Annotated in this window: 15 protein-coding genes and 1 pseudogene; 8 read left to right on the top strand and 8 right to left on the bottom strand. The window is 71.4% G+C overall.

The annotated features are described in order from the left end of the window. The first annotated feature begins 49 nt into the window (after positions 1 to 49). From ACQPZX_RS38190 to ACQPZX_RS38180, 3 genes are all read left to right on the top strand, one after another. The gene (locus ACQPZX_RS38190; protein WP_433366682.1) at positions 50 to 1,585 is read left to right on the top strand and encodes a fibronectin type III domain-containing protein; all 1,536 of its coding nucleotides are present in this window, start codon (positions 50 to 52) and stop codon (positions 1,583 to 1,585) included. A gap of 92 nt (positions 1,586 to 1,677) precedes the next feature. Then, positions 1,678 to 3,243, top strand: coding sequence for a diguanylate cyclase (locus tag ACQPZX_RS38185; RefSeq protein WP_433366679.1), 1,566 nt, complete (start codon positions 1,678 to 1,680; stop codon positions 3,241 to 3,243). A gap of 67 nt (positions 3,244 to 3,310) precedes the next feature. Next, entirely contained in the window at positions 3,311 to 3,835 is a 525-nt protein-coding gene (locus ACQPZX_RS38180) for a hypothetical protein (protein WP_433366676.1), read from the top strand. On the opposite strand, the gene ACQPZX_RS38175 is transcribed toward ACQPZX_RS38180, so the two are convergent. Continuing rightward, positions 3,763 to 4,647 (bottom strand): AraC family transcriptional regulator, encoded by an 885-nt coding sequence (locus ACQPZX_RS38175; protein ID WP_433366674.1) that lies wholly within the window; start codon positions 4,645 to 4,647, stop codon positions 3,763 to 3,765. The genes ACQPZX_RS38180 and ACQPZX_RS38175 overlap by 73 nt on opposite strands. A gap of 54 nt (positions 4,648 to 4,701) precedes the next feature. Between ACQPZX_RS38175 and ACQPZX_RS38170 the strand changes: the two genes are divergently transcribed. Together ACQPZX_RS38170 and ACQPZX_RS38165 are read left to right on the top strand one after the other, a co-directional pair. Further along, complete coding sequence (locus ACQPZX_RS38170; protein ID WP_433366671.1) at positions 4,702 to 5,661, top strand: zinc-binding dehydrogenase; 960 nt, start codon at positions 4,702 to 4,704, stop codon at positions 5,659 to 5,661. Positions 5,662 to 5,718: 57 nt separating this feature from the next. Then, complete coding sequence (locus ACQPZX_RS38165; protein ID WP_433366668.1) at positions 5,719 to 7,224, top strand: serine/threonine-protein kinase; 1,506 nt, start codon at positions 5,719 to 5,721, stop codon at positions 7,222 to 7,224. Between the two features lies 1 nt (position 7,225). On the opposite strand, the gene ACQPZX_RS38160 is transcribed toward ACQPZX_RS38165, so the two are convergent. The 3 genes and pseudogenes from ACQPZX_RS38160 to ACQPZX_RS38150 form a co-directional block, all read right to left on the bottom strand. Next, a complete protein-coding gene (locus ACQPZX_RS38160) occupies positions 7,226 to 8,026 on the bottom strand; it encodes a hypothetical protein (protein WP_433366665.1) in 801 nt (266 codons plus the stop codon). 304 nt (positions 8,027 to 8,330) lie between these two features. Then, a pseudogene (locus ACQPZX_RS38155) lies at positions 8,331 to 8,465 on the bottom strand (P-loop NTPase fold protein); the annotation flags it as partial. 108 nt (positions 8,466 to 8,573) lie between these two features. Then, a complete protein-coding gene (locus ACQPZX_RS38150) occupies positions 8,574 to 9,551 on the bottom strand; it encodes an NAD(P)H-dependent flavin oxidoreductase (protein ID WP_433366662.1) in 978 nt (325 codons plus the stop codon). A gap of 94 nt (positions 9,552 to 9,645) precedes the next feature. On the opposite strand from ACQPZX_RS38150, the gene ACQPZX_RS38145 reads away from it, so the two are divergent. The 3 genes from ACQPZX_RS38145 to ACQPZX_RS38135 are packed head-to-tail and all read left to right on the top strand — an operon-like array spanning position 9,646 to position 13,876. Continuing rightward, on the top strand, positions 9,646 to 10,458 hold the full coding sequence (locus ACQPZX_RS38145; protein WP_433385677.1) for a TylF/MycF/NovP-related O-methyltransferase: 813 nt from the start codon (positions 9,646 to 9,648) through the stop codon (positions 10,456 to 10,458). Beyond that, complete coding sequence (locus ACQPZX_RS38140) at positions 10,383 to 13,004, top strand: glycoside hydrolase family 3 C-terminal domain-containing protein (protein WP_433366659.1); 2,622 nt, start codon at positions 10,383 to 10,385, stop codon at positions 13,002 to 13,004. The genes ACQPZX_RS38145 and ACQPZX_RS38140 overlap by 76 nt, the downstream gene beginning before the upstream one ends. Further along, positions 13,001 to 13,876 (top strand): hypothetical protein, encoded by an 876-nt coding sequence (locus ACQPZX_RS38135; protein ID WP_433366657.1) that lies wholly within the window; start codon positions 13,001 to 13,003, stop codon positions 13,874 to 13,876. Before ACQPZX_RS38140 ends, ACQPZX_RS38135 begins: the two co-directional genes overlap by 4 nt. Here ACQPZX_RS38135 and ACQPZX_RS38130 read toward each other — a convergent pair. From ACQPZX_RS38130 to ACQPZX_RS38115, 4 genes are read right to left on the bottom strand one after another with little or no spacing between them, the layout of a single operon-like run. Continuing rightward, the gene (locus ACQPZX_RS38130; RefSeq protein ID WP_433366654.1) at positions 13,866 to 14,597 is read right to left on the bottom strand and encodes a GNAT family N-acetyltransferase; all 732 of its coding nucleotides are present in this window, start codon (positions 14,595 to 14,597) and stop codon (positions 13,866 to 13,868) included. The genes ACQPZX_RS38135 and ACQPZX_RS38130 overlap by 11 nt on opposite strands. Continuing rightward, entirely contained in the window at positions 14,594 to 15,925 is a 1,332-nt protein-coding gene (locus ACQPZX_RS38125; RefSeq protein ID WP_433366651.1) for an NtaA/DmoA family FMN-dependent monooxygenase, read from the bottom strand. The genes ACQPZX_RS38130 and ACQPZX_RS38125 overlap by 4 nt, the downstream gene beginning before the upstream one ends. Then, complete coding sequence (locus tag ACQPZX_RS38120) at positions 15,918 to 17,045, bottom strand: LLM class flavin-dependent oxidoreductase (RefSeq protein WP_433366648.1); 1,128 nt, start codon at positions 17,043 to 17,045, stop codon at positions 15,918 to 15,920. The genes ACQPZX_RS38125 and ACQPZX_RS38120 overlap by 8 nt, the downstream gene beginning before the upstream one ends. Next, on the bottom strand, positions 17,042 to 18,016 hold the full coding sequence (locus ACQPZX_RS38115) for an ABC transporter substrate-binding protein (protein ID WP_433366645.1): 975 nt from the start codon (positions 18,014 to 18,016) through the stop codon (positions 17,042 to 17,044). The genes ACQPZX_RS38120 and ACQPZX_RS38115 overlap by 4 nt, the downstream gene beginning before the upstream one ends. Positions 18,017 to 18,031 lie beyond the last annotated feature (15 nt).

Raw genomic sequence — 18,031 nt, 5'->3', positions numbered from 1 at the left:
AACCGGGGAGACTTGTACCCACGGTGTTCATACGAGCACTATGGGACACATGCCTCCGGCTCCGCCCATTGCCGAGCTCACCCAGCGCGCCCAGACACTGTCGTCCGCGGGTGACCTTCAGGGTGCGCGCCGGGTCCTCGCCGGGGTGCTCGATCGGGCCGACGCCAGCGATCCGCAGGCGGCCGACCCCGAGCTGGCGCTGGCCGCGGCTCTGCACGCGCGCATCCTGATCGCTCTCGGCGACTCGCACGGCGCCCGGCTCTGGGCCGCCTTCGCGCACGAGGCCGAGGAGCGGCTGCACGGCCCGCGCGACGAGCGCACGGTGGCCGCCGCCGCGACGCACGCCGCGATCCTGCAGCGGGTCGGCCACTACGGGCGGGCCGCGCAGGTCTACGAGCGACTCGTGCACGACCTCACCGCGCTGGACGGCCCCGACTCGCCGCGCGTGCTGGCGGCCGAGGCCGACCTGGCCACCGCCGAGCACGCGGCCGGGCACTGCACCTCGGCCCGCTCCCGGCTCACCGGCGCCTGGGTGCGCCACCGGCACCGCCACGGCGACGCCGCCCCGGCCGGCATCAAGATGCTGGCCCGCCTCGGCGCGATGGAGCGTGAGTGCGCCCGCGACGCCGAGTCCGCCGAGCACCTCGCCCTCGCCCAGGAGCTCTGCGCCCGATATCTGCCCGCCGACCACCCGCTGGTGCGGCAGGTCGCGGCCCTCGCGGTCGCTCCCGCCTCGGGCCGGCACGTGTGCGGGCGGGTCGAGCAGTCCACCGGGCCGCGCTCGGTCCCGTTCCCGCGCCGCCCGACCGTGCCCGACCCCGAGCAGGGCGGCGACTTCCCGCCCGAGGACGCGCTGCGGCCGCCGCCCGACAATCGGCCCACCGACCCGAACGGCACGGTCTACCAGCAGCCGCTCTACCTCTCCGACGTGGCGCAGGCGCCGGGCGACCTCACCGGCCGGCACGCCCGCGCCGACACGCCGCCGCCGATGCCGGGGCAGCGCGGCCAGGGCGGGTGGCCTCCGAACGTCGGTTCCGCTCCCGCCTCGACGCTGGACACCCCGCCCAACTCCGAGCGGCTGCTGCCGGTGCGCACCGACCAGCCCGCGGCTGTTCGCCGTCGTCAGCCGTTCCTGCTGGTCGCCGTGCTGATCGCGGGGATCGCGGTGGCCATCGCGGTGATCGCGCTGACCCTGCCGGACGCGAACAGCTCGACCGGCGCGCAGCCGACCGTGCCGGTCTCGCCGGCGCCGGTCGCCTCCAGCCCCGCCCCGTCCGCCGCGTCCGCCGCGCCGACCAGCGCCGCACCGACCGGCGACCCCGGCGCGCCCACGGGGGTCAAGCTCCAGGACAACCGCGACTCGGTGTCGCTGAGCTGGGCGTACCCGAAGGACGCCGAGGGCCCGGTGCTGGTCTCCGGCGGCCGCACGGGTCAGCCGCTGCGGGCGTTCCAGCAGCTCCCGGCGGGCACCACCGACTACATGGTGTACGGGTTGAACGAGGCCCAGAACTACTGCTTCAAGGTCTCGGTGGCGTACTCCACCGACCGGATCGCCGCCTCGGCGCAGGTGTGCACCGCACGCTGAAGTCGCTCCCGATCCGCAACCGTCCGGGACCGTTCCTGCTCCCGGTCCTCCCCACACTGATTCGTCACGGCCCCGGCAGGAAGCAGGCATCTGTGACGACGAAAGCGGCGGAGCGCGTTCACGACGCACTCGGGCTTGCGGCTGCCCTGCTCGAACTCGAGACCCGGGACGTGACCGCGTTCCGCACCGTGCGCGCGCCCGCCGAGGAGGCACGACGGGTGGCCGAGGAGGCCGGCGACGAGGAGGCCGCCCAGCGCGCCGCCGTGCTGCTCGCCGACGTGCTGCTGCGCGAGGGCCGGGTCGGCGAGGGCGGCCGGCTGGCGCATCAGGCCCTCGCCTGGGGCGTGCGGCACGACAGCCCGTACGTGCAGGCCCGCGCCCACCGCGAGCTGTCGATCTTCTACCGCCTGGTGGGTGACATCTCCGACGCGCTCACCCACGGCGTGCAGGCCGTCGCGCACCTCACCGACGACGCCGCGCCGGGCATCCGCGCGCGGCACCTGATGACGCTGGCCGTCGCGCTCGACGACGGTGGCTCGATCGACGAGGGCGGGCGACGCTCCCGGGAGGCCCTCGGGCTCGCGGAGGAGATCGGCGACCGCGAGCTCGAGCTGCTGATCCTCAACAACATGACCTACACCGCGTACGAGAACGGGGACGAACCCGCCGCGCGGGACCTCGCCGGCCGGATGCAGCGGGTGTCGTCGGCCACCGGACGGCGGCTCGCCGCCAACGAGCTGGACACGGTGGCCCGGGTCGAGATGATGGGCGGCCGGTTCGACTCGGTCGAGGCCGCGCTGGCCGGGGTGATCGAGGGCCGGATCGCGGGGAACGAGGGCGACGCCGCGGCCGAGTGCATGCTGACCTTGGCCGAGGCGCGACGGCTGAACGGGCGGTACGAGCAGGCGCAGGCCGCGCTCGACCGGGCCGTGCGCGAGTGCGAGAACAACGGGCTGGCCCGGCTGCGGGCGCGCGCCCGGCAGGAGCAGGCGGCACTGTTCGCCGCCGCGGGGGACTACCAGGCCGCGTACGAGGAGCATCTGCTCTTCCACGCCGACTCGTCGGCGCTGCATTCCGCCCAGCGTGAGTCCCGCGCCCGGGCGATGCAGGCGGTCTTCGAGGCCAACGAGGCGCGGCGGGCCAGCGAGCACTTCCGCGAGATGGCCCACCGCGACGCGCTGACCGGCCTGTACAACCGGCGCTACGTCAACGAGCGGCTGCCGGCACTGCTGGCCGAGGCCACCGCGACGCGGGGGCCGATCTCGGTGGCGATCGCCGACCTCGACCACTTCAAGCGGATCAACGACACGCTGTCGCACGCCACCGGCGACACCGTGCTGCAGCACATCGGCACGCTGCTGCAGGAGGCGGCGAGCGGGCCGATCATCGCGGCGCGGATGGGCGGCGAGGAGTTCTTGCTGATCTTCCCGGGCATGGACGGCGCCGAGGCGGCGCGGCGGTGCGAGCTGCTGCGGCTGCGGATCCGCACGCACGGGTGGCACGCGGTGACCGGGGCGCTGGCCGTGACGACGAGCATCGGCGTGACGACGGCTCTCGACGGCCGGGCCACGGTGTCGGCGTTGCTGTCACAGGCCGACCGCAATCTGTACGCGGCCAAGCGCGCCGGACGTGACCGGGTCGTGGCCGACCTGGCCTGACCGATGGTGCAAAATCCGTCGGATGACGGGCGATCCATCGATTTCCGTTTCCGTTTCCGTTTCGAGAGTGGTGGTCGTCGCCACGGTGGCGCTGCTCGGCGGCTGCGCCCAACCTGGCTCGGCCCCGGGCATTGCCCGGAGCGCCGCCGTTGACGGTGCGGCACCGTCGGCGGGCCAGGGGCTGCCGGACGCGGTCTCCTGTGCGCGGGACGCGGCGCCGACGCCGTACTCGGATCCGTCCTCCTCTTTTGACGTGAGTGACCCTGAACAACGGGCTCGCCGCGCGTTGGAGGCGCAGCGCAAGCCGACGCCGCGGCGGGCCGGCGTCCCGGAGACCGCGGTCGCCGGCGCCGAATCCTGCGTCCAATTCCTGATGAGGCACTTCACCCTGCTCACGACGGGCTTCCGCAGCGTGCCGGACGAGTCGGCGATCGACACGGCGCTCCGCTCGGCCGGCCTGGAGCAGGTTGTCGTCGGTGCGGGTCCCGCCTTCGCGGCGTCGACCGGGGCCGCCTGCGTCTACGGCACCTTCACCGGCAGCGGCCTGGACTTCGCCATCGGCCCCCGCGCGGCCGACGGCTCCTGCCCGTGAGCGGATCCGGCGCGGTGGCGGCCGGGGGTGGTGCCGACGACGGCGGTGAAGGCGGCGATGAAGCCGCTCGGGTTGGCCCAGCCGCAGGCGTGCGCGACGCGCGTGGTGTCGTGGCCCTCGGCCAGCAGGACGAGGGCGTGACAGACGCGCAGCTGGGTGCGCCACTCGTAGAAGGTCATGCCGAGCTCGTCGTGGAACAGCCGGCTGAGGGTGCGGCCGCCCGCGCCGACGGCCCGGCCGAGCTCGGCCAGGGTGCTGGTGTCGGCGGGGTTGTCGTCGAGGATGCGCGCGACGGCCCGTAGCCGGTCGTCGCGCGGCTCGGGCAGGTGCAGGGGCTGTTCGTGCGCCTCGTGCAGCTCGTCGACGAGTACCCGGTGCAGGCGGGCGCGCGGGCCGCGTGCTAGCTCGCGCGGGCCCTGTTGGAGCTCGCGGGTGCCCTGTTCGGGCTGGCGCAAGCCCTGTTCGGACTCGCGCGGGCCGGTGAGGGTGAGCAGGACCTCGCGGGCGAGGCCGGAGGCCAGGAACACGGCGGGGCGGTTCGGCAGGAGCCGGGCCAGGGACGGCGGCAGGAAAACGATGCGCATGTCGGTCTCGCCGTGCGCGCGGTGGTGGTGGATGAACCCGGCGGGGATCCAGGCGACCCGGTTGGCCGGGACGATCGAGGTGCCACGCTCGGTGTGCATCGAGAGGACGCCGGCGGCCGCGTACACGAGATGCCCGCGAGGGTGGGAATCCGTCGCGCTTGTGCCGCCCGAGGGCCACAGATGCACGCCGCCGGACGGCCAGACCCGGGATTGGCGGGCTATAGGCATGAGTTGGCATTCTACCGGTGGGCGGCCTCTCGGCTCAGGGGCGACCGTCAAGGCATGACGACGATGCGAGCGGCAGTTTGTGTGCGGGCCGGCGGCCCGGAAGTGCTGGAGATCCGCGAGCTGCCGGTGCCGGCCGTCCGGGACGGCTGGAGCCTGGTGCGGGTGAAGGGCGCGGGCCTCAACCGGTCCGAGTTGCGGACCCGGCAGGGGCATTCGCCGAGCGTGCGGTTCCCGCGGGTGCTGGGCATCGAGTGCGTGGGAGTGGTGAACGCGTCGACCGATCCGGCGCTGCCGGAGGGCGCGACCGTGGCGGCGGTGATGGGGGAGATGGGCCGGGATTTCGACGGCGGCTATGCCGAGTACGCGTTGCTGCCCAACGAATTGCTGATGCCCCTCACCACGACGCTGCCGTGGGAGGTGCTGGCGTCGTTGCCGGAGACGTACCTGACTGCGCAGGGCGCCTTGGACGCGCTCGGGGTGGGAGCCGGTGACTCGCTGCTGATCCGCGGTGGGACGTCGTCGGTGGGCATGGCCGCCGCGGCGATCGCCTCCGGCCTGGGCGCCGAGGTCGCGGCCACCACCCGGCAGGCGGGCAAGGCCGGCGCGCTGACCGCGGCCGGCGTCGCCCACGTGCTTCTCGATGGCGATGAAGCGCGCCTGGAGACACCGCCGAGCCACGTGCTGGACCTCATCGGGGCGAGCACGGCCGCGGACTCGCTGCGCCTGGTCCGCCGGGGCGGGACCGTGTGCGTGGCCGGCTCGCTCAGCGGGTGGCTGATCCCGGACTTCGAGCCGATCGCGATGATCCCGTCCGGGACCAGGCTCACCGCCTTCCACAGCAACGACCTCCGGGGCGCCGCGGGCGCGGCCCTGCTGCGGCGGGTCGTCCACAATGTCGAGACCGGCGTGTACCGGCCGAACGTCGACCGGGTCTTCGGCCTGGACGACATCGTGGCCGCCCACCGCTACATGGAGGACAACCAGGCCACCGGCAAGGTGGTCGCGGTGCCGTAGTTGCGCTCTCCGTGAGGCCCTGCGCACAATGGGTGCCCGTTTGCCCTGGAGGCACCCATGTCGCGACCGGCGAAGCTGGGGCCGCACGACCCGCCCCGGATCGGGCCGTACACGACGCTAGCCCGGCTCGGGCGGGGCGGGCAGGGCGAGGTGTACCTCGCCGCCGATGCCGAAAGCAACCGGGTGGCCGTCAAGGTCCTCAGGGTCGACTGGGACCCGAGCGGCGTGCTCAAGCGGAGCCTCGACCGGGAGCTCGTGAACGCCCGCAAGGTCGCGCAGTTCGTGACCGCCAAGGTGCTCGACTTCGACGTGGTGGGCGAGCTGCCGTACATCGTCAGCGAGTACATCGAGGGGCTCACGCTCGCCGAGCACGTGCAGGAGAACGGCCCGCTCAAGGACAGCGACCTGCTGCAGGTGGCGATGCAGGCGCTCACCGCGCTGGAGGCGATCCACCAGGCCGGCATCATCCACTGCGACTTCAAGCCCGCGAACATCATCCTCGGCCAGGGCGGCGCCCGGGTGATCGACTTCGGCATCGCCCAGGCGCTGGACTCCACGCACCGGGTCGGCGAGATCGTCGGGTCGTTCCCGTACATGTCGCCCGAACAGGTCGCCAACGATCCGCTGACGTCGGCGGTCGACCTCTTCGCGTGGGGGTCGACGATGGTGTTCGCGGCCACCGGCGAGCAGGCGTTCCCGGGCGACAGCCGCGAGCAGGTGGCGCACGCGATCCTGACCCGGCCGCCCCGGCTGGAGGGCATCGAGGAGCCGCTTCTCACCAGCGTCCGGACCTGCCTGCGTAAACGCCCGGAGCGCCGGCCGACGGCCGCCCAGGCGCGCAAGATGCTCTTCGGCCGGCGCCCCCACCAGACGCCGGCCGTCGCGCGGCCCGCGAAGCCGGCGCCCCCGCCCACCCGGGTGGAACGCCCGGTCGCGCCGCCGCTGCCCCCGCCGGCGCAGCAGCCGGACCCCGCGAAGACCGGCAAGGCGGTGGCCGCTCTCGTCGCCATGGTCGCGGCCGCGGCGGTGGCGATCTGGGTCGTGCCGCACCTGTCCGACGGATCCGCGGGACAGAACGCTGTCGGGTCGGTTCCGCCGCCCGAGTCCGTCGCCGCGGTGGCGCTGTCGCTCCCGGAGACGTATGAAGCCTTCTGGCCCGAGTTCACGTGCACGACCGACGAAACGAGAGCCGGCCAGCGGACCAAGGACAAATGCCAGACCACGGCGACGACAATCCGTCTGTTGTGCGTGCAATGGACCGACCGGACCACGATGGCCAAGCGCGGCAACCGGCCGGCGCGGGAGGAGAACGACGCGCTGGAACAGGTCGGAGGGTGGCGGAACTCGTGGTACCGGCAAGACTCCGACCGGCATGGCAGCTTCTACAGCTACCCGCTGTCCGAGGACCGGGAGAGCGGCCCCTGGGCGATCTGGTGGGAAGACAGCAGCGATCCGATCTCGTGCTACATGCAAGGCCCGCCGGGTAGTGAGGGCGCCATGCTGGACGCGTACGCCAAGCACGGTTTCGCGCTTCGCGAGCCCGTGCCGTCCCGTTCTTCCTAGCTCAGCCGGGGCTGGTCTCGGAAGCGCGTCTTATCAGGCGCAGCTCCTGCTGCAAGACGTCGATCTCGCCTCGGACGTCCTGGCGCCAACTCTCCAATTGGGCGGGAGATGTCTCCTCCGGCTCGTCGGTGGAGGACGGGGCCAGCACCGAGATCAGGGATTGCAGCTTGCTCAGGGGCCGCTCCAAGGTCTTCCCGAAGGCGCCGTTCGCCTGCTGATAGCTACTGAGCCGGCCGAGCACGTCCTTGACTTGCACCGCAATCGTTCGTGCCTCGGGGCTGGCGAAACGTAGCGGCGGGCGGGCACGGCGTACGTACTGCCGGAGCGTTCCCACGTCCCGCATCGCGTCCTTGACCCAGCTCTGCGTGGTGCGCGTGGTCTCGAGGAAGGACACGTACCGCTCGAGATCCTGGGCCGCGGCGAGCGGGGCGGCCTCGGCCGAGCGTAGGAAGCCGGACAGTTCCAGGGGCAGCACGCCGATCTCGGGCCACAGGTCCTCGAACGCGTGCGAGTCGCCGTCGCGGAAGCTGTTGAGCGCCGCGACGAACACGTCGGGCTCGGCCAGCGCCACATCCTCGTAGATCTTGTCCCAGTCGCTGCGGAAATCGATCGTCTGCAGGGCAAGGACCGTAGCCGCGTCCAGGTCCGGGCGGACCATCCGATGCAACGTGTACGCGTTCAGATAGCGCTTCACATCGCGGGGGTTGATGCGCCCCTCGGTTGCCAGATACCCCAGATATCGCCGTACGCGGTCGCGCAGGTCCTGCCGCTGGGTCTCGCCCAGCCGGCCGTGCTCGTCCATCCCCGGCCAGCTCCTGGAAGGCACCGAAGTAGAGCGACTGCGGGCTGCCGGCGGTGTCCTCCGACTGCGGGTTCAGATCGTCGAGGGCCTTGCCGGCGTCCAGCTCCACCGACGCCGCGCCTGGGAAGCCGATGCTGACCGAGGTGGCTCGCACCAGCGCCCGGATGACCCGGCCCACCCGGCGTGCGATCGCCCGTACGTGGTTCCGCTCGTCCTGGGTGTGTGCCGGATCCGCCGCCCAGTCCGACAGGCTGGCCCGGACCGTGTCCAGCAGCGGGACGATCAGATGCGGCTCGCGCTCGTAGCGCCAGGCGTTGAACCGGACGACGACAGCGCCGCTCTCCTTCGCCACTCGCCGTTCGATCTCGTTCATCAGGGTGCTCTTGCCCGACCCCCAGCCGCCGAAGATGCCCACCGCGAAGCGCGGCTCGCTGGTCATGACGATCGTCGCGAGCGCCTCCGCCATCTGCTCGAACCGGAATGTGGGGTGCTCCGCCGGCACATCGAGCAGGATGTGGCCGACGAAAGGCGTTGCGGCAGTCATCGTTCAGCTCCGGGAGAGGAGGGCGGTGGCCTGGGCGGTCATGTCGGCGATCACGGACTCGGCGCCCTTCACCGCGTCGATCAGGCCTACTCCCTGGCCGGCCAGCAGGGGCATCTCGTCGAGGTCGCCGGTGGTCAGGCCGCGCATCGGGACCATGTTGGTGTAGCGGCGCAGCTCCATGACCTCGTCGCCCAGGGTGGTGTGGCCGATGATCGGGCGGTCGTCGGTGGGTGGGGCGTCGACGGCGCGGTTGCGTAGCACGCGCATCGGGTTGAACTCGGGGATCTCGGGGCCGAACAGCGAGGTGCGCACGGTCTCGGTCGCGGAGGCGGCCACCAGGCGGGACTTGTACTCGTCGTGGGCCAGCGACTCGTCGGTGGCGACCAGCCGGGTGCCCACCCACGCGCCGTCGGCGCCGAGCATCAGGGCGGCGGCCAGGCCCCGGCCGTCGGCGATGCCGCCGGCCGCCAGCACCATGGTGGGGGCCACCGCGTCGACCACCAGAGGCACCAGCGCGAAGGTCGGCAGCGTGGCGTAGTTGTGGCCGCCCGCCTCCAGGCCCTGCGCCACGATCACGTCGATGCCGTCGCCGGCCGCGCGCTTCGCGTCGTCGATGGAGCCGACCTGCTCGAAGACCCGGATCCCGGCCTCGTGCAGCCGGTCGATCCACTCCTGCCGCGGGTGACCCCAGTGAAACGAGACGGCGGCGGGTGCGGCCGCGCAGACGGCGTCGATGCGCGGCTCGTCGGTGAAGATGGTGATGAAGTTGACGTGGAAGGGGCCGGGTGTCCCGGCCCGGATCGCCGCGATGGCCTGGGTGATCGCGGGTGGCGGCAGCAGGCCGACCCCGAGCGAGCCGAGCGCGCCCGCGTTGCTGACGGCCACGGCGAGGTCGGGCGTCATGCCGACGAAGGCCATGCCGGCCTGGGCGATGGGAGTGCTCAACCCGTACGCGTCGGTGAATCTGGTCTTGAGCTCCATGCCCTTGACCTTTGCCCATGTGAGGGTTTGGCGCCGTCTGTGATTTGACATCTGTTCATGTTGTGGTGATCTCTGTTACCTTCCCGCCGTGACAATGGGTCGAAGTGTCAATCGAGTGTTGCGGGGCCTCACCGGATACGAGGTGCGCAAGGCGAAACCGCCGCGTGTGGTGGTCAAGCCGGCGCCCGCGCCCAAGCCGGAGCCGAAGCCCGCGCCGAAGCCGGCGATCACCTTCCCGGCGGACTTTGACGAGCAGGTCCGGGAGACCATCACGACTGTCAAGCCCTGGACCATGACGTCGCCCGGCAAGCTGCACGCCCTGGTGTCGTCGGTGCGCTACGTGGCTAAGCACCAGATCCCCGGCGACATCGTCGAGTGCGGCGTCTGGCGGGGCGGCAGCATGCTCGCCGTGGCCCGGACGCTCATCGAGGCCGGCGACACCGAGCGCCACCTGCACCTCTACGACACGTTCGAGGGGATGAGCGAGCCGACCGAGCACGACAAGCGGCACGACGGCAAGAGCGCGGCCGAGATGCTGGCGGCCAGCGACAAGAGCGCGGGCGTCTGGGCGTACGCGTCACTGGAGGACGTGCAGGCGACGATGGCCGAGTCGGCGTACCCGGCCGACCGGATCCACTACTACAAGGGCAAGGTCGAGGAGACGATCCCGGCCGGCGTGCCCGAGCAGATCAGCATCCTGCGGCTGGACACCGACTGGTACGAGTCGACCCGGCACGAGCTCGAGCACCTCTGGGACCGCCTGGTGCCCGGCGGCGTGCTGCTGCTCGACGACTACGGCTGGTGGGACGGCGCCCGCCGGGCCGTGGACGAATGGCTGGCCGAGACCAACGTCCCGCTGCTTCTGCTGCGCATGGACGAGGGCAGGGTCGCGGTGAAGCCCGCCTGATAATTACCCTCTGGGAACGCTCCCGGGGAGGTCGCATGAGGCGGATGCTGTCGGCGGTGCTGGTCGTGGCCATTCCGCTCGGGCTGGTCGCGGCCGAGGCCACCCCGCAAGCGGCCGCCGTCTATCTCGATCCGGCCTATTCGCCGGCCGAGCGCGCCGCCGACCTGGTCTCGCGGATGACGCTGCCGGAGAAGGCATCCCAGATGATCAGCAGCATGTCGGCCGCCATTCCCCGGCTGGGGGTGGCGGCCTACGGCTGGTGGAACGAGGCCGCCCACGGGGTTGCCCGCGAGCAGACCAACGACGGGGACCAGCCGCCCAATCTGACGAACACGACTTCGTACCCGGTCTCGTTGTCCTTGGGGTCGACCTGGAATCCCGGGCTGGTCAACCGGGAAGCGAGCCTCATCTCGGACGAGGCCCGCGAGATCGTGCGGGAGAACCGGCTCGACCTCGACTTCTACACGCCGACCGTGAACCTCGCGCGGGATCCGCGGTGGGGCCGCAACGACGAGACGTTCGGCGAGGATCCGATGCTGACCGCGACGCTGGCCGCGCAGTTCGTCAACGGGCTGCAGGGGCCGCCGGAGAACGGTTATTACAAGGCGATCGCGACGCTCAAGCACTACGCGGCCAACAACAGCGAGTCCAACCGGCTCCGCGGATCGTCCGACATGGACGAGCGCACGCTGCGCGAGTACTACACGGCCCAGTTCCGCGACGTGATCCGGTGGAGTCACCCGGGCTCGATGATGAGCGCCTACAACAGCGTGAACGGCGTGCCGAGCGCGGCGAACAGCCACCTCATGGAGACGCTGGCGCGGCAGACGTACGGCTTCGACGGCTATTTCACCTCCGACTGCGACGCGATCTACGAGATCATGGCCGGGCAGAACTGGCTGCCGCCGGGGCAGGGGCCGCTCGACCAGTACGGCCGGACGGCGGTGGCCCTGAAAGCGGGCGAGGACCTGGACTGCAACATGGGCTACCACGACGAATGGCACTACGCGAACACCATCCCGGACGCGGTCCAGCGGGGGCTGATCAGCGAGGACACCGTCGACGTCTCGCTGGTGCGGCTGTTCACGGCCCGGATGGCGCTGGGCGAGTTCGACGCCGAGCGGCAGGTGCCGTGGGTGGCGCAGGCGCGCAAGCGGCTCGCCCCGGGCACATGGGTGAACGAGGAGTCCAACAAGGCGGTCACGCAGACGCCGGAGCGGCTGGCGATGGCCCGGCAGGTGGCCGACGAGAGCATCGTGCTGCTGCGCAATCAGGGCAACCTGCTGCCGCTGAAAACCGGCAAGCGGATCGCGGTGATCGGCACGTTCGCCGACCCGGGCGAGCTTTACCTGGGCGGGTATTCCAGCAATCAGACGCATTCCGGGACCGCCAACTCGGTCACCGGGGTTCAGGGGCTGCAGAAGGCGTACTCCGTCGATTTTCTGCCGGGGACGATGCCGGGCAATCTCGACGTGGTGGATCCGGCGGCAGTCAAGGCGGCCAAGGATTACGACGCGGTGATTGTGTACGCCGGCACGGACCGGGAGACGGCGAGCGAGGACCACGATCGGGCGACGCTTGCATTGCCGGGCGCTCAGGCCGAGCTGATCCGTCAGGTGGCGGCGGCAAATCCGCGTACGATCGTCTATCTGGAAACGGTCGGGCAGGTCGATGTCTCGCCGTTCGCCGGCCAGGTGCCTGCCATTTTGTGGAGCTCGTTCAACGGGCAGCGTAAGGGCGAGGCGCTCACCGATGTCATTTCCGGAGCGGTGGCGCCGAGCGGGCGGCTGCCGTTCACTTGGTATGCCGATGAGCGCCAGCTCCCGCCGATGGAGGATTACGCGATCCGCCCGTCGGGCGGTTCTCCCGGCCGCACTTACCAGTATTTTTCCGGAAAAATCGCCTATCCGTTCGGGTATGGGCTCTCGTATACGACCTTTACCTACTCGCCGATGGTCTTCGACGGCTCACGCATCAAGGCAACGGTGACCAACGCCGGCAACGTCAAGGGCGCCGAGGTGGTCCAGCTCTATGCCACCACCCCCGACTCGCCCAAGGTTGGCGAGCGGCCCCGCAAACGGCTGATCGGCTTCCAGAAGGTCTTCCTCGATCCGCATCAGAGCGCCGAGGTGACGATCCCGGTCAATACCGCCGATCTCGCTTTCTACGACGAGAAAGCCAAGGCCTTCCGACTCGATCCGGGCCGCATCGGCCTGCAATTGTCCACTTCGAGTGCCGAAAAGGACATCAAGCAGCGCGTGTACGCCTCCGTGAGCACCCCGCCCGCCCCCACCCCGGCCGTGGTGACGGCCAAGCCCGGCCGCGTGCAATTCCCGGTCGGCGCGCACATCGACCCGCACCCCACGGTCGCCTATTCCGACCAGAGCATCCGCGACACTTCGGTTGGCTACCAAAGCAACCGCCCGTCCGTGGTGGAAGTGACCCCCACCGGCCTGATCGCCCGCGCCCCCGGCGTAGCCACCATCACCCTCACCGCCGGCGACGCTCACGGCACCTTCGTGGTCAAGGTCGTCGACCCGTCATGACCGGATCGGCCGGCGGGTCTGACGAGGCCGGCGGGACAGGGCGAGCCGCTGAGGCCGCCGCCGCGCGGGTCGCCGCCGTGCGGGACGATCCCGCGGCCCGCCTCGCCTTGGCCGCCGGCTTCTACGACAGCCCCGCCGGCAGCCCCGGCATCCGGCCGTACCGCCGGGCCGAGGTGGCCTTCATGCGCTGGCAGATCAGCCGGGGCGTGCTGGCCGCCGGCGGCAGCGCGTGGTGGCGGGCGGTCAACGAGGGCCTGATCCGCGACGCGTGGGAGGCGGAACATCTCGTCCGCGCGGGGGAGCGCGCCGACCTGCCGCAGGTGGAGCGCTGGGTCGAGTTCCTGCAGCGCCCGTCGCCGCGGGCCTGGTACCGGGCGCACAACTCCAGCATCGTCGCCGGCTATCTCGCGCACCGCCCGCTGGCCGACCGCGAAGGACTACTGGAACGCTTCTTCATGGACGTGGCGCTGCTACGCGTGCTCTACGCCGACTCCCTGCTCTCCAACGCGCGCCTCGCGCTGGGCCGCTTCTCGCCAGTCGGGCGCTGGCTGGGCGATCCCCGGCGGCAAGGCACCGACGTGTTCCTGTCGCTGCGCAACATCCTGCCGGTGACGTACCCGCTGCCCGACACGCACTTGACCGAGATCCTCGACCAGGAGAACTATCTGGGCCGCCTGATCGACTACGGCGTCATCCTGCCGCGGGCGCGGCGGCTCTACGAGCACGCCGCCCGCGACCTCGAGCAACCGGGCCTGCTCACGCTGATCAGTGACGACTTTCCCGCGTACGCGTGGCCGCCCGCCGAGACCTACGCATGGCAGAGCCGCCGCCCCCGCGCGACGCGGATGGTCCAGCGCCTGGTCACCCCGTGAGGCGGTAGCGGGCGAACGTGGTCTGACGCCGCAGCTCGAACCCCAGCGACTCGTAGAGCCGGATCGCCGGGGTGTTGGCCGCCGACGTGTGCAGGAACGGCGTCTCGCCACGCTCGCGGATCCCGTGGGCGACCGCCCGGACCAGCGCGGTCGCCAGCCCCTGCCCGCGGAACGCCGGGTCGGTGCAGACCGCGCTGATCTCGGTCCAGCCCGGCGGGTGCAGCCGCTCGCCGGCCACCGCCACCAGGGCGCCGTCGCGGCGGACGCCCAAATAGGTGCCGAGCGCGATGGTCCGCGGCCGGAACGGTCCGGGCCGGGTGCGGTCGACCAGATCGAGGATCTCCGGCACGTCGGCCGCGGTCAGCCGCACGGCCTCGGCGAACGGTTCGGCCTGCAGCCCCTCGTCGATCAGCTGCACGCCCGGGATCTCGTCGACCAGCGTCCACCCCGGATGAGTGCGCGGCGGCGAGCCGGAAACGGCAACCTCGGCGCCCAGCCCCGAGCCACCCGCCCGCGAGCCGCTCGGCGGCGAGGCCGCGAGGTCGGCCAGGTCGGCCCAGGCCTGCGGGTCGTCGCGGTCGGCCAGGCCGTAGAACTGGGCCACGTCGTCGGGATAGCGGGCCGCCAAGCCGTGCGTCTCGGCCAGGTGGGCATGCGGGCCGGCCAGCGACTGCCAGATCGCGTTGTCGAGGACGGCTTGGCCGGGCGTGACTGTCGTCATCGGGTCAGGCCTAGGTGGTCGCGCAAGGTGGGTCCTTCGTAATCCGTACGGAAGACGCCGCGCTCCTGCAGCAGCGGCACGACCGTGTCGGCGAACTCGTCGAGCCCGTCCGGGGTCACGTGCGGGACCAGGATGAAGCCGTCGCTGGCGTCCTGCTGCACGAGGTTGTCGATCTCGGCGGCGATCGTGGCCGGCGAACCGATGAACGTCTGCCGCCCGGTCACCTCGATGATCAGCTCGCGGATGGAGAGGTTGCCCGCCTCGGCCCGCGAGCGCCACTCCCGCGCGGTGGCGAGGGGATCACGATAGAGCCGCACACTCGCCCGGCCCCGCGAAAACGAAATATCGGAAATGTTCGGATCGAAAGGCGGCAGCGGTCCGTCGGGGTCGAAGCTGCTGAGCTCCCGGTTCCACAACTGCTCCAGGAACTTGATCGCGGTAGGGCCGCTGACCTGCTGCCGGCGCACCTCGGCCGCCTTCTCGGCCGCGGACGCGTCGGTGTCGCCGAGCACGAAGGTCGCGGCGGGCAGCACCAGCAGATCGTCCCGCCTCCGCCCGTAGGTCGCCAACCGCCGCTTCACGTCGGCGTAGAACTTCTGGCCCTCGGCCAGCGTCGCGTGCCGGCTGAAGATGGCGTCGGCCGTCGCGGCGGCGAACTCCCGGCCCGCGTCCGAGTCGCCGGCCTGCAGGATCACCGGCCGGCCCTGCGGCGATCGCGGCACGTTGAAGCGGCCGCTGATGTCGAAGTGCGCGTCCGCGTGCTTGAACGTCCCTGCCGACCCGTCCCGCAGGAAGACGCCGGTTTCCGGGGAAGCCACGATCGCGTCGGCCGGCCACGAGTCGAACAGCAGCGAGGCGGTCGTGAGGAACTGCGTCGCCCGGCTGTAGCGGTCGGACTCGGCGAGGAAGCCGCCCCGCCGGAAGTTCTCGCCGGTGAAGGCGTCCCAGGACGTCACCACGTTCCACGCGGCCCGGCCGCCGGAGAGGTGGTCGAGCGACGCGAACTGCCGGGCCACCTCGTACGGCTCGTTGAACGTCGAGTTGATCGTCCCGGCCAGCCCGAGGTGGCCGGTGACCGCGGCCAGCGCCGACAGCACGGTGAACGTGTCCGGCCGCCCCACCACGTCGAGGTCGTAGATCTGGCCGCCCTGCTCGCGCAGCCGCAGCCCTTCGGCGAGGAAGAAGAAGTCGAACTTCGCCCGCTCGGCGGTCTGGGCGAGCTTCACGAACGAGGAGAACTCGATGTGGCTGCCCGCGCGCGGGTCGCTCCACACGGTGGTGTTGTTGACGCCGGGGAAGTGCGCGGCGAGATGAATTTGCTTAGGCAACGCGAGCCTCCACGTAGCGGTTGGCGGGACGGGAGAGGCCGAGCAGGCCGCGCAACGTCGAGGCTTCGTAGGCGTCGCGGAAGGCGCCACGGCGCCGCAGCTCGGGCACCAGCGAGCGGGTGATCGACTGAAGGTCGGCGGGCAGCCGGCCGGGCCGGAGCCGGAATCCGGTGATGCCGGCCGCGTGCCACTCGAGCAGCAGGTCGGCGAGCTGCGACGCGGTGCCGCTGAAGATCGCCGCATCCGACGTGTGGACCGACCGGTCGAGGGTGTCGAGCCGCTCGCGGGCGGAAGGGTCGAGGAACACGACCAGGTCGGCGAAGATGTGGCGCGTGGAGACCTGAGCGACGATCTCGCGCGCGTGGTCGGCATTCGCCGGCGTCACGTACGTGAGATCGGCCGCGCTGTTCGCGAAGGCGTACGGGATGGAAGCGTGCGCGAGCGCGGTGACCAGCGGTTGTCCTTGCGGGGGTCGCGGCGTGATCGATGGGCCCTTCACGCTGAAGTAGCGGCCGTCGAAGTTGATGTGGTGCAGCTTCTCCCGGTCGACGAACCGGCCGGTCGCGGCGTCGCGGATCTCCGCGTCGTCCTCCCAGCTGTCCCAGAGCCGCCGCACCACCTCGACGTAGTCGGCGGCCTCGTCGAACAGCTCCCGGATCGTGGAGTCATCCAGGGGTCCGACCACCCGGCGGCCGAAGTGGGCCGCCTCGTGCGCCCGCCCCGACACCTGCACCCGCCAGCCGGCGCGCCCGCCGCTCACGTAGTCGAGCGTGGCCAGGGCCTTGGAGATGTGGAACGGCTCGGTGTGCGTGACGGTCGCGGTCGGCACCAGGCCGATGCGGGTCGTCGCGGGCGCCACCCGGGCCGCGATCAGCACCGCGTCGAGCCGGCCGCGCACGTGGTCGGTGCGCTCGTCGGGGCCGTCGGGGCGGTCGGACTGCAGGCCGAGCGCGTCCTCGAAGGTGACGAAGTCGAGCGCGCCGGCCTCGGCCTCGCGGGCCAGATCGACCCAGTAGCGGGCGGTGAAGATCTCGGCGGGCCGGGCGTCCGGCTCCCGCCAGGAGGCGGGATGCCAGCCGGTGCCGTCGAGCGCGGCGGAGAGATGGATGGCCATGGTCATTTCCCGTCGATCGGCAGGCCGGGCGGGTTGACCTCGGCGGCGTCGACCGCCTCGCTCGTGAGGTTCCACCGCTGGAGGATCTTGGTGTAGTCGCCGGACTTCTGGAGCTCGTCGAGGGCCGCCTTGTACGCCTGGACCAGGCCGTTGTCCTTCTTGGTGGTGAGCGCGATCTTGCCCTGCAGCCCGGCGCCGGCCCCCGAGTAGGTGCCGATGATCTGGGTCTCGCCGGCGACCGCGACGTGGTAGGCGGAGGTCGGGTTGGGCCCGAGGTAGGCGTCGATCTGGCCCGAGCCGAGCGCGAGGTAGGTCGCCTGGTTGGTCTGGTAGTACTTGATGTCGACCGCGGGCAGGCCGTCGGCGACGTCCTGTTTGGACCACTCGACCAGGATCTTCTCCTGGTTGGTGCCGGAGCCGACCGCGATCTTCTTGCCGGCCACGTCCTTCGGGCCGGTGACCGTCCAGTCGACGCCCTTCTTCGCCTCGAAGGCCAGCTCGTCCTTGCGGTAGGTGACGAAGTCGTACGTCTGCTTGCGCAGCTCGGTCACGGTGATGTTGGAGGCGCCGACGTCGTACTTGCCGCTGTCCAGGCCGATGAAGAGGTTCTCCCAGGACGTGTTCTCGAGGTCGGGCTCGAGGCCGAGGACGCCGGCGATCGCCACCGCGATGTCGGGCTCGCTGCCGATCAGCGTCTTGTTGTCGGTCGCGGTGAAGGCGAGCGGCGGGAATCCGGCGCCGGCCGCGCCGACCCCGATGGTCAGCCTGCCGGTCGAGCGGATCTTCTCGGGCACCAGCGCCGCGATCGCGTCCACTTTGGCCGGCACGATCCGGTTCTGGTCGGGACCGTCGTTGATCTTCGGGGTTCCGGCCTGGACCGCGGCCTGTGCCGCCTTCGGCGTCTCGTCCGGCGCGGCGCAGGCGGTGAGGCTTGCGGCGGCTATCGCGGCGGCGAGCAAAGCATTACGCGTACGCATGAAAGCTCCTGATCT

It is taken from the genome of Actinoplanes sp. CA-142083, from assembly GCF_050942195.1.
GTDB lineage: Bacteria > Actinomycetota > Actinomycetes > Mycobacteriales > Micromonosporaceae > Actinoplanes.
This window is presented reverse-complemented; position numbering and strand designations above follow the sequence as displayed.